This window comes from Pseudarthrobacter sulfonivorans (assembly GCF_031454915.1).
GTDB classification, from domain to species: Bacteria; Actinomycetota; Actinomycetes; order Actinomycetales; family Micrococcaceae; genus Arthrobacter; species Arthrobacter sulfonivorans_C.
The window spans coordinates 511198-522678 of sequence record NZ_JAVDRS010000001.1; the positions used below are offsets into that span (position 1 = coordinate 511198).

Annotated in this window: 12 protein-coding genes; 8 read left to right on the plus strand and 4 right to left on the minus strand. The window is 66.3% G+C overall.

Annotated features, from left to right (window positions below; translation table 11 throughout):
* Positions 1 to 27: 27 nt before the first annotated feature.
* From hemQ to hemL, 7 genes are all read left to right on the plus strand, one after another.
* Entirely contained in the window at positions 28 to 729 is a 702-nt protein-coding gene (gene hemQ, locus J2808_RS02345) for a hydrogen peroxide-dependent heme synthase (protein ID WP_309811017.1), read from the plus strand.
* Positions 726 to 1982 (plus strand): ferrochelatase, encoded by a 1257-nt coding sequence (locus J2808_RS02350; RefSeq protein WP_309811018.1) that lies wholly within the window; start codon positions 726 to 728, stop codon positions 1980 to 1982. The genes hemQ and J2808_RS02350 overlap by 4 nt, the downstream gene beginning before the upstream one ends.
* Positions 1979 to 2962: a hydroxymethylbilane synthase gene (gene hemC / locus J2808_RS02355; protein ID WP_309811020.1), complete on the plus strand. Its 984-nt coding sequence runs from the start codon at positions 1979 to 1981 to the stop codon at positions 2960 to 2962. Before J2808_RS02350 ends, hemC begins: the two co-directional genes overlap by 4 nt.
* Positions 2949 to 3836 (plus strand): uroporphyrinogen-III synthase, encoded by an 888-nt coding sequence (locus tag J2808_RS02360; RefSeq protein ID WP_309811030.1) that lies wholly within the window; start codon positions 2949 to 2951, stop codon positions 3834 to 3836. Before hemC ends, J2808_RS02360 begins: the two co-directional genes overlap by 14 nt.
* On the plus strand, positions 3833 to 4813 hold the full coding sequence (gene hemB / locus J2808_RS02365; protein WP_309811033.1) for a porphobilinogen synthase: 981 nt from the start codon (positions 3833 to 3835) through the stop codon (positions 4811 to 4813). Before J2808_RS02360 ends, hemB begins: the two co-directional genes overlap by 4 nt.
* Positions 4814 to 4898: 85 nt before the next feature.
* A complete protein-coding gene (locus tag J2808_RS02370; protein ID WP_309811036.1) occupies positions 4899 to 6005 on the plus strand; it encodes an LLM class flavin-dependent oxidoreductase in 1107 nt (368 codons plus the stop codon).
* A gap of 84 nt (positions 6006 to 6089) precedes the next feature.
* The gene (gene hemL, locus J2808_RS02375; protein WP_309811039.1) at positions 6090 to 7409 is read left to right on the plus strand and encodes a glutamate-1-semialdehyde 2,1-aminomutase; all 1320 of its coding nucleotides are present in this window, start codon (positions 6090 to 6092) and stop codon (positions 7407 to 7409) included.
* 113 nt (positions 7410 to 7522) lie between these two features.
* Here hemL and J2808_RS02380 read toward each other — a convergent pair whose 3' ends face one another.
* The 4 genes from J2808_RS02380 to J2808_RS02395 all read right to left on the minus strand — a co-directional run bounded on the left by J2808_RS02380 (position 7523) and on the right by J2808_RS02395 (position 10984).
* Entirely contained in the window at positions 7523 to 8260 is a 738-nt protein-coding gene (locus J2808_RS02380) for an amino acid ABC transporter ATP-binding protein (RefSeq protein ID WP_309811042.1), read from the minus strand.
* Positions 8257 to 9021 (minus strand): amino acid ABC transporter permease, encoded by a 765-nt coding sequence (locus tag J2808_RS02385; protein ID WP_309811046.1) that lies wholly within the window; start codon positions 9019 to 9021, stop codon positions 8257 to 8259. Before J2808_RS02385 ends, J2808_RS02380 begins: the two co-directional genes overlap by 4 nt.
* Positions 9022 to 9039: 18 nt before the next feature.
* Complete coding sequence (locus J2808_RS02390; RefSeq protein WP_309811049.1) at positions 9040 to 9975, minus strand: ABC transporter substrate-binding protein; 936 nt, start codon at positions 9973 to 9975, stop codon at positions 9040 to 9042.
* A gap of 298 nt (positions 9976 to 10273) precedes the next feature.
* Positions 10274 to 10984, minus strand: a complete 711-nt coding sequence (locus J2808_RS02395) for a 3'-5' exonuclease (RefSeq protein ID WP_309811052.1) — start codon at positions 10982 to 10984, stop codon at positions 10274 to 10276.
* Between the two features lie 63 nt (positions 10985 to 11047).
* Here J2808_RS02395 and J2808_RS02400 point away from each other — a divergent pair, with 63 nt between their 5' ends.
* Positions 11048 to 11464, plus strand: coding sequence for an MGMT family protein (locus tag J2808_RS02400; protein WP_309811056.1), 417 nt, complete (start codon positions 11048 to 11050; stop codon positions 11462 to 11464).
* Positions 11465 to 11481: the final 17 nt, after the last annotated feature.

Here is an 11481-nt window from a genome sequence, read left to right on the forward strand (position 1 = left end):
GGGTAGGTAACGGGCAAACTGGTAACTATGAGCCACACTTCTGCCGAATCTGTCACTAAAACCGAAGAATCAGCCCAGCAGTTCTTCACCCTCTGGACCGTTTTCAAGCGCTCTGAGGACTTAGTGCGCAGCGCCGACGCTTCCGCCGACTTTGACGCCCTGCTGTCCCGGCTGGCCGACGCCGGCGTCACCCACCGCGGCAGTTACGACGTCTCCGCCATGCGCGCCGATGCTGACGTCATGGTGTGGCTCCACGGCCCGAAGCCCGAAGCGCTGCAGCAGGCCATCCGCGACATCCGCCGCAGCAAGCTCTTTGCCGGGACCGAGATTGTCTGGTCAGCCATGGGCGTGCACCGTGAGGCTGAGTTCGCTAAAAACCACACCCCGGCTTACTCCCGTGGTGTTGAACCGGCCGAATGGCTGTGCGTGTACCCGTTCGTGCGCTCCTACGAGTGGTACCTCCTGCCCGACGCCGAGCGCGGCAAGATGCTGCGCGATCACGGCATGCTGGGCCGCGAGTTCCCGCAGGTCATCTCCAATACGGTGTCCTCCTTCGCATTGGGCGACTGGGAATGGATCCTGGGTCTTGAGGCCCCGGAGCTCGTTGACCTGGTTGACCTCATGCGGCACCTGCGGTCCACCGAGGCCCGCCACCATGTGCGGGAGGAAATCCCGTTCTACACCGGCCGTCGCATCACCGCGGCCGAGGTCGCCGAGGTCCTCGCATGACCCGGTCCGATCCCCAGGCGGGCTCCACGGTCACCGCTGCCAACCCGGTCACCGAGGCCGGCCGCATGGGGCCCAAGGACTACGACGCCGTGCTGCTCGCCTCCTTCGGCGGCCCGGAAGGGCAGGACGACGTCCTCCCGTTCCTGCGCAACGTCACCCGTGGCCGCGGCATCCCCGACGAGCGGCTCGAAGAGGTGTCCCACCACTACCGGGCCAACGGCGGCATCAGCCCCATCAACCAGCAGAACCGCGAACTCAAGGCCGCCCTTGAAGCAGAGCTCGCAGCCCGCGGCATCAGCCTCCCGGTCCTGTGGGGCAACCGCAACTGGGACCCCTACATTCCGCAGACCCTGCAGGACGCGTACGACGCCGGCCACCGCAAACTGCTGATGGTCACCACGAGTGCCTACTCCTGTTACTCCAGCTGCCGCCAGTACCGCGAGGACATCGGCATTGCCCTGACGGAGTCCGGGCTGGACGGCCGGCTCGAGGTGGACAAGGTCCGCCAGTACTTCGACCACCCGGGCTTTGTGGAACCGTTTATCGAAGGCACCGCTGCCGGGCTCGCGGACGTGCGGGCACAGCTCGCCGACGCGGGCACTCCGGATGCCCCCATTCACATTCTGTTCGCCACGCATTCGATCCCCACCCGGGACGCCGACGCAGCCGGACGCTCCGAGGCCGAACCGCGCGAATTTGAAGAAGGCTCGGCCTACGTGGCCCAACACCTGGCAACGGGTGCGGCGGTCATTGAGAGGGTCAAAGCCGAATCCGGCCTGACCGCACCGTGGTCCCTGGTGTACCAGTCCCGCTCGGGCGCACCGCACGTGCCGTGGCTGGAACCGGACATCAACGATGCCATCGAGGAGTTGGCGGGCCAGGGTGTCAAGGGCATTGTCATCGTTCCGCTGGGTTTCGTCAGCGACCATATGGAAGTCGTCTGGGACCTGGACACCGAAGCCCTGGAGACCTGCCGCAACCTGGATCTGGCCGCCACGCGCGTTCCGACGCCGGGCACCCACCGGAAGTTCGTGAACGGCCTCGTGGACCTCATCTCGGAACGCACGCGTGCCAACAACATCAGCGACCGGCCCGCCCTGACCGGGCTGGGCCCGTGGTACGACGTCTGCCGGCCAGGCTGCTGTGCTAATTTCCGCGGCGAAAAGCCGACCATCGCCGGAGCTGACACCACTGTTGGCACCGGACATGACGAGTACCCGGCAGGCGCTGCCGGGGGAGAAAGCGAACTGTGACCGTGAGGATCGGAACCAGGGCCAGCAAACTCGCCCTGACGCAGACCCAGCAGACCGCTGACCAGCTGGCTGCCGTGGGCGGCTTCCCGGTGGAGCTGGTGCACATCACCACCGAGGGCGACGTCAAGACCGGATCGCTGTCCCAGATGGGCGGCACCGGCGTGTTTGTCGCAGCCCTGCGCGATGCCCTGCTTCAGGAGACCTGCGATGTCGCAGTGCACTCCCTCAAAGACCTCCCCACCGGCGCGGCACTTGGCCTGACCATCGCGGCCACGCCCAAGCGTGTGGATGTCCGGGACGTGCTGTGCGCGCGTGATGGCCTCAAGCTGGCCGATCTGCCGCAGGGTGCCACGGTGGGCACCGGCTCTCCGCGCCGCGCGGCCCAGCTGCGCGCTGCCCGCCCGGACCTGGACGTGCAGGACATCCGCGGCAATGTGGATACGCGCCTTGGCCGCGTGCCCGGCCTGCCCGGCAACGCCGCAGGCGCCCCGGGTGACCTCGACGCCGTCGTGCTGGCAGCCGCCGGCCTGGAACGCATCGGCCGCCTGGACGCCGTCAGCGAGTTCTTCGAGACCGACGTTATGCTCCCCGCGCCCGGCCAGGGGTCACTGGCTATCGAATGCAGGACCGCTGACGCCCCGCGCAAGGCCGGTTCCACCGAAGGATCCCAAGGCGTCCTGGCGCAGGCCCTGGCCGCGCTCAACGATGAAGACACGCGTCTCGCCGTGACCGCCGAGCGTGCCGTGCTGGCCCGTCTTGAGGCTGGCTGCGCCGCCCCGGTGGGTGCTTTCGCCTACCGCAAGGGCAGCATGCTGTACCTCGAGGCAGCGGTGTGCGCCGTGGACGGCACGCGGACGGTGCGCGAAAAGAAGGCGACAGACGGCCTGACCGAAGTCGGAGCCACACTCCTTGGCATTGAGGTAGCCGAACTCCTGCTCGCTGCCGGCGCCGCGGAGATCGCGGACCTTGCCGCGTCCTGACGCCCTGGCCGGAGATCTGGCCGGCGCCCTGGGTGGCAGGCGCGTCCTGATCACCCGGAGCGCTGACCGCGCCTGGCCGCTGGCCTCGCTGCTCAGCAGCCTGGGGGCCGAACCGTCGGTCCTGCCGCTCGTCGACTTCGAACGGGCAGCCGACCAGCTGGCGTTGGATGACGCTCTGGACGCCCTGGCCGCCGGGGGCTTCGACTGGCTTGTGGTCAGTAGCATCACCACGGTGCGAATGCTCCTGGAAAAGGCCGCCGAGCGGGGGACGACGCCGGCAGCCCTGGTGCACACCGGAACGCGTGTGGCCACCATCGGGCCGTCCTCCCGGCAGATCCTGGAAGCCGTTGGCATCCCCGTGGCGCTTGCCCCGGTGGACATCCAGTCCGCCGAAGGGCTCGTGGGCCTCTGGACGGCAGCCCCGGAACGCGTGCTGCTTCCGCAGGCGGACATCGCTGCGCCAGGACTGCGCGAGGGGCTTGCGGCCAAGGGCGCCGATGTGACCTCCGTGGTGGCCTACCACACCGTGGATTACCCGGCCCCGCCAGCACTCCGCCTGCAAGCGGAGCTGCCGGCCGCCGTCGACGGTTCCCCGCACGCGCAGCCGCGGGAGCTGAGCCCGCTGCAGGCCAGGGAAGAGCTCGACGCCGGACGGATGGATGCTGTCGTGGCGGCATCGCCGAGCGCCGCACGCCGCATCGCCGCGACCCTGCTGCCGCTGGGCAGTTGCCGATTCATCGCCATTGGGCGCCCGACGGCGGCAGAAGCTGCCTTGCTCGGCATTCCGGTGGCCGCCACCGCCAAAGTACCCACCCCGGACGGCATAGTGGCCGCCCTGGGCACAGTATTCGCCAACGAAGGGAACATCCGATGAGCTTTCCGAACCACCGCCCCCGCCGCCTCCGCACCACGCCCGCCATGCGCCGGCTCACCGCCGAGTACCGTCTGGCTCCGGCGGACCTGATTCTGCCGGCGTTCATCCGCGAGGGCATCAGCGAGCCGGCGCCCATCAGCTCCATGCCCGGCGTGGTGCAGCACACCACCGAGTCCCTCAAGCGCGCAGCCGCGGAAGCCGTGGAACTTGGTGTCGGCGGGATTATGCTGTTCGGCGTTCCTGCCGTGCGGGATGCCCGCGGCACCGCGTCCCTGGATCCGGATGGCGTCCTCAACAAAGCCATCCGCGATGTCCGCGCTGAGGTGGGCGATGACCTGGTCATCATGGGCGATGTCTGCCTGGACGAATTCACCGACCACGGCCACTGCGGCGTTCTGGATGCCGACGGCTACGTGGACAACGACGCCACGCTGGAGATCTATGGCCAGATGGCTGTGGCCCAGGCGGACGCCGGCGCCCACGTCCTGGGCCCGTCCGGCATGATGGACGGCCAAATCGCCGTTATCCGTCAGGCCCTTGAGGAGTCCGGCCACAAGAACACCGTCATCCTGGCCTACGCGGCCAAGTACGCCTCCGCGTTCTATGGCCCCTTCCGTGAAGCCGTGGACTCCCAGCTCAAGGGCGACCGCCGGACGTACCAGATGGACGCCGCCAACCGCCGCGAAGCGATCCTCGAGGTGGAATTGGACCTCGAAGAAGGCGCCGACATGGTTATGGTGAAGCCAGCCATGAGCTACCTGGACATCCTCGCTGATGTCGCAGCGATGAGCCCGGTCCCTGTGTCGGCCTACCAGATCTCCGGCGAGTACGCGATGATCGAGGCCGCCGCAGCACACGGCTGGATCGATCGGCGCGGTGCCGTCATGGAATCCGTCCTCGGCATCAAGCGGGCGGGTGCCAACACTGTACTGACCTACTGGGCCTCCGAGCTTGCGGGCTGGCTCAAGGAATCCTGACCAGTGGGAACCTGACCAGTGGCCTGTTGGAAGTGAATTCCGATGAGGCGGGAATGTTTCCGGACAACCGGTGGTTTGTATGCGTATGCATGAAAACAGTGAGCTTTCCGGAACCAATCCTCTAACCTCGGGCAACCCGACCGCCCCCGTCCCGGCGGACACCATCCTGTTGGGCGTCAGTACGTTCGGCGACGTCGACCTCGATGCCGACGGCGCACCCAAGCACCACGCCCAGGTGCTGCGGCAGGTGGTGGAACAGGCCAAGGTGGCGGACGCCGTCGGCCTCCACTCGTTCGGCGTGGGGGAACACCACCGCAAAGACTTCGCCGTCAGCGCGCCGGATGTGGTGCTGGCGGCCATCGCCACGGCCACCGAAAACATCCGGCTCGGCAGCGCAGTCACGGTCCTGAGCTCGGATGATCCCATCCGCGTCTTCCAGCGTTTCGCCACGCTCGACGCCGTCTCCAACGGCCGTGCCGAAGTGATCCTGGGCCGGGGTTCCTTCACGGAATCCTTCCCGCTGTTTGGCCAGGACCTTGCAGATTACGACGTGCTGTTCGAGGAGAAACTGGATCTCTACGACCGCGTGCGCTCCCAGAACCCGGTCAACTGGGACGGCCGCACCCGGGCGAGCCTCCGCGGCCAGATGGTCTATCCGCACGTGGAGGGCCGGCTGCTTCCCACCTGGATCGGCGTGGGTGGCTCACCCCAGTCCGTGGTCCGCACCGCGTCTTACGGCTACCCGATGGTCCTGGCTATCATCGGCGGCGAGCCGGAGCGGTTCCGTCCGTATGCCGACCTGTTCCGGCGCACCCTTGCGGAGGCCGGCAAGGAACCGCAGGCGCTGTCCGTGCATTCGCCGGGATATGTGGCCGAGACCGACGAACAGGCCCGTGAGGAGTACTACCCGCACTGGCTCGCCGTCCGGAACAAGCTTGGCGCGGAGCGGGGCTGGGGCCCGGCCGGGCGCGGCGAGTTCGAAGCCGCGGCGGACGAGGACGGCGCCCTGTTCATCGGTTCCCCGGAAACGGTGGCCGCGAAGGTGGCCAGGCTCAAGGACACCCTCGGCGCGGACCGCTTCGAGATGAAATACAGCAGCGGCACGCTGCCACACGATCAGATGATGCGCTCCATCGAACTGTTCGGCTCTAAGGTGGCTCCACGCGTTGCGGACATGCTCGCGGACCGCTAAGGCATCTTTGGAGGTGGGGGGAGTTGGAGCCCGCGCGTGGCGTGGGCTCCGGCAGCCACCGTTCCGGGATGGGAGAATAGGGGCATGACTCGTTCCGATGCCCTCTTCGCCCGTGCCCAAACCCTGATGCCCGGTGGCGTCAACTCGCCCGTCCGTGCCTTCGGCTCGGTGGGCGGGACGCCGAGATTCATGGTGTCCGCGAAAGGGCCTTACCTGACGGACGCCGATGGCAATGAGTATGTGGACCTGGTCTGTTCCTGGGGTCCGGCCCTCCTGGGTCACGCCCACCCCGCAGTGCTGGAGGCTGTCCACGCGGCGGTAGACCGCGGCCTGTCCTTCGGTGCTTCCACCCCGGACGAGGCCAACCTGGCCGCCATCGTGCAGGAGCGCGTGCCGGCCGCCGAGCGCGTGCGGATGGTATCCACCGGCACCGAAGCCACCATGACGGCAGTCCGGCTGGCCCGCGGCTTCACCGGCCGGAACCTCATCATCAAGTTTGCCGGGTGCTACCACGGCCATCTCGACGGACTCCTGGCTGCGGCCGGATCAGGGGTGGCCACCCTGGCGCTGCCCGGATCGGCAGGCGTCACCGAGGCCACCGCCGCCGAGACGCTGGTGCTGCCCTACAACGACCTCGCTGCCGTCGAGGCCGCCTTCGCTGCGCACGGGCCCAACATCGCCGCCGTCATCACCGAAGCCGCGCCGGCCAACATGGGCGTGGTGACACCGGGGGAGGGCTTCAACCTGGGGCTGTCCCGCATCACCCGCGAGCACGGCGCCCTGCTGATCGTGGACGAAGTGCTCACCGGCTTCCGCACGGGCTACTCGGGATACTGGGGCCTGACCGGCGGCGCGCCGGACGCGGCTGAGCCCTGGACTCCGGACCTGCTTACCTTCGGGAAGGTCATCGGTGGTGGAATGCCGACGGCGGCCCTCGCCGGGCGTGCCGACGTCATGGACTACCTGGCGCCCCTCGGCCCCGTCTACCAGGCCGGGACACTCTCCGGTAACCCCGTGGCCATGGCGGCCGGCGTCGCCACCCTGACGCACGCCACCCGCGACGTCTATTCATTTGTGGATGCGCGTTCGCTGGAACTTTCCTCGGCGTTGTCTTCGGCCCTGGACGGCGCCGGGGTGGACCACTCCATCCAGTTCGCCGGGAACCTCTTCTCCGTGGCGTTTGGAACGTCCGCCAACGGCGTCCACAATTACGCGGATGCCCAGGCCCAGGAAACCTTCCGGTATGCGCCGTTCTTCCACTCCATGCTGGATTCCGGCGTTTACCTGCCGCCCTCGGTCTTTGAAGCCTGGTTCCTCTCGGCAGCCCATGATGACGCCGCCATGAACCGGATCTTCGATGCCCTGCCGGCCGCCGCAAAAGCCGCCGCAGCTGCACAAGCCTAGGGCCGCCGTCGGGCGTTAACACACGCATAAACGAAAAACCCCGCCTCCCGGCCAATTCCCCCGCTGCATGCGAGGGGAATAGTCCGGGAGGCGGGGATTTTCTGTAACTGCGCTTAGAGGACGTCCGAGAGGAAGCCCTTCAGGCGGTCGGTCCGGGGATCCGTGAACAGCTGTTCCGGGGGACCTGTCTCGACCACCACGCCCGCGTCCATAAACGTCACGGTATCCGAGACGTTGCGGGAGAAGCCCATTTCGTGGGTCACCACCACCATGGTCATGCCGCCCTTGGCGAGATCGGTCATGAGTGCCAGCACGCCCTTGACCAGCTCGGGGTCAAGCGCCGACGTGGCCTCGTCAAAGAACATCACTTCAGGCTTCATAGCCAAAGCGCGGGCGATCGCGACGCGCTGCATCTGGCCACCGGAAAGGTTGGCCGGACGCACGTCCGCCTTGTGCTTCAGTCCCACCAGGTCAAGCTGCTCCAGGGCTTCGGCGCGGGCCTGCTCCTTGGACAGCTTGCGGAGCTTGCGCAGCGCCAGGCTGACGTTCTCCACCACCGTCTTGTGCGGGAATAGGTTGAACTGCTGGAACACCATGCCGATCCGCTGGCGCAGCTCGTCCGGGTTGTCCTTCAGGACCGACCGGCCATCCAGCAGGATGTCGCCCTGGTCCGGTTCAATCAGCCGGTTCATGACCCGCAGGAGCGTCGACTTTCCCGAGCCGGAGGGACCGATGACCGAAGCCGTGGTGCCTTTCTCCACGTGGAGGTCGATGCCGCGGAGGACATGGTTATGCCCGAAGGAGAGGTGGAGGTTCTTTCCGGTCAGGGTGCCGGAGGTAAATTCCGTCATGCGTGGGCTCCCTTGCCGATAGGTGCTGCAAGCTCGTCCGGTTCCTTCTTTTCCGGCCGGCCGGTGCGGAGCCGGTTGTCAATGAAGTTCACGAAGTGGGTCAGCGGAACGGTCAGGATCAGGTAGAGGATGCCGGCGGCCACCAGCGGGGAAAGATTCCCGGTGTTGGCCATGGCATCGTTTCCGATCCGGAAGATCTCGCGGTCCGAGGACGCCAAGCCGAGCATAAACACCAGCGACGAGTCCTTCAGCAGTGAGATGAACTGGTTCACCAGCGCCGGAAGCACGCGGCGGATGCCCTGCGGCACAACCACCAGGCGCATGGAGTTGCCATAGCTGAAGCCCAGGGCGCGCGAAGCCTCCAGCTGGCCTTTCTCCACGCTCTGAATGCCGGAGCGGAAGATCTCACCGATGTAGGCGCCGGCGATCAGTGTCAGCGCCAGAATGCCCAAAGGATACGGGTTACGCGAACCCGTGATTTCCCGGGCAATGGGGCTGAGCCCAATGCCTATCACCAGAATCACGAGAATGGCCGGAAGCCCCCGGAACAGGTCGGTGTAGATCCTCGCCGCCCAGCGGGCGGCAGGATTCCGGGAAATGCCCATGAGGGCGAGCAAGAGCCCCAGCAGGGACCCGAGAACGCCTGACGCCACCGCCAGGATCAGGGTGTTGGGCAGGCCCACCATAAGGAGGGAGGGAATGACCTTGGCCATTTCCTCCCAGTTCAGGAACGTATCACCAAGTTGCTCCAGGAGATCCATAAAGGATGAGGCCCCGGGTCAGCTCTGGGGAACCGAAGCAGCCTTGCTGCCCGGCTTCCAGTCGGCGGGGGTCTCGCGGTCCGGGTACCATTCCTTGGTCAGCTTGGTCCAGGTGCCGTCAGCAATGACTGCGTCCAGGCCCGAGTTCAGCGCGTCGATGAGCGGCTGGTTGTCCTTGTTCACGGCATAGGCCGTGAAGTTCTGGGTGTTGACCACGGATTCGGCGATGACAGTGCCGTCGCCGTCCTTGACCTGGCCCTCGGCCTGCTGTGAGGGCGCAACCCACGCGTCGATCTGGCCGTTGCGCACGTTTGCGTACACGGTGGCGTAGTCCGGGAAGCGGACCGGCTCGAGCTTCAGGGTGTTGGTGACGTAATCGTCCTGGACCGTGCCCTGGACGACGCCGATGCGGACGTCGGCGTTGAGGTCCTTGAACCCCTTGACGTCGCTGTCGGTCTTGGCGACCACGGCCATGAAGCCAAAGTCGTAGCCATTGGAGAAGCCCACGTTGGCGCGGCGGGCATCCGTGGTGGAAATTGACGAGGAGCCCACGTCGAACTGCTTGGTCTGCACCTGGGAAAGCAGGGCTGAGAAGTCAGTGGCCACGAATTCGACCTCGAGGCCGAGCTTGCCGGCAATGGCGCGCAGCAGCTCGTTGTCGTAGCCGGTGAATTTGCCTGAGGGGTCGATGAAGATGTTCGGCGGCGCGTCTGAGAGCGTGCCTACCTCAAGCTTGCCGGCGGTGTTCAGGCCAAGCTTGGTCTTGTCGATTTGGTCGAGCGGGGTGACGTCTGCAGTGGTGTATTTGTCCAGCGTCTGCTGGTCGCTGCCGGCCAGGGCGTCCGTGGGGCTGGCAGTAGGCTGGGCGCCCGAGCCGCCGCAGGCGGCCAGCGAGACAGCCAAGGCCAGCGCAACGGGAACGCCGGTCAGCCACTTCATGGCTTTAGTCTTCATCAGTAGTCACTTTCATCTGGGTCATCAGTTCAGCCGGGCCGCAGGGCGGGTGGATAGCGCCTGGCGCCTGCTGCGGCGTAGCCGGGCGTGGTGGTACCGCGGAACTTAATCATCTCATTTCCGGCTTTTCTGCAAGCTGGGCGAAGAAAGAGCTGTTTCCCGCCATGCTGGCCGAATAATATTCCGCTGACCGACGAAGGTTAACGGCCGATGAACGACCGTGGGTAACTGCAGGCGAATCGAGGGGCCCTGGGCGTGACAGTCAGGGTTTTCTGCCTATCTGTGAGTTAGCTCTCACCTAGAAGTCGCCGCGGCTGGCGTCTTCGGGCGGCAGGACAGGCCATTCGCCTTCGATCACGGCCGTAGGTTTGGTCTTGCGCAGGTAGTTCTGGAAGTCTGCCGCCTGACTGACGGCCCAGTCCTTCTGCAGTTCGTGCAGCTGGCTGGCCGGCATCTTGAGCTTGGGGAATTTGATGGCCATGGCGTCCAGCATCCGGAGCGTTGCCAGGGCGTCCGCTGCCGAGGTGTGGGCGTTATCCAGGTTGATGCCATACTCCTCGCACAGCGCTGTCAGCGTGCGCTTGCCCTTGCGGTAGCGGTCCACCTGCTTGTTCATGATGTACGGGTCCAGGACAGGGAACCGGCTGAGCTGCCGGACGCCATACCGGGCTGATTCCGCGGCCAGGACCGTGAAGTCGTAACTGGCATTAAACGCGATGACCGGGACGCCGGTGTCGAACAGTTCCTGCAGGACGGTTGCGAGCTCGCCGGTGACTTCGTGGGCCGGACGCCCCTCGCGCCGGGCCTGCTCCGTGGTAATGCCGTGCACGTCACTTGCCTCCGTCGGAATCTCAACGCCCGGATCGGCAAGCCATTCGTGTTCCTTGATCACGTCGCCCTTGTGGTCCACCACCGTCACCGAGGCCGTCACAATCCGCGCGGCACGGGAATTCCGTCCGGTGGTTTCGAGATCGAAGGCTGCGCGGGGGAGGGTGTTCCAGGTGGTCATGCTTCAACGCTACCGGCCGGCACCGACAGGATCCGGCAGCGCCACAGCGGCTAGTCTGGATCCATGCGGATTGAGTACGTCGAGGCGGTGCTGGCGGTGGTTGAGCTGGTTCCGCCGGGGACGGCTCTGGCCTATGGCGACGTGGCCGAGCTGCTGGGGTCCGGCGGTCCCCGGCAGGTTGGCCGCGTGATGAGCCACTACGGCAGTTCTGTGCCGTGGTGGCGAATTCTGAAGTCCAGCGGGCACGCCCCGGACGGGCATGAAGCCGACGCGCTTCGGCACTACCTGGAGGAGGGAACGCCGCTCCTTGGCCATCCCGAAGAGTACCTGCGGACGGGCGAAGGACGCTGGCGGGTGGATTTGATGGCGGCGCGCTGGTCTCCGGATGAAGACGATTTCGACCGGATCGACGCAATTGCAGAGCACCTTGAGCTGCGGCTGCACAGATTGTCAGTGGCTGATGATGGAATGTCCGTGTGACCCTAACAGTTCCCGAT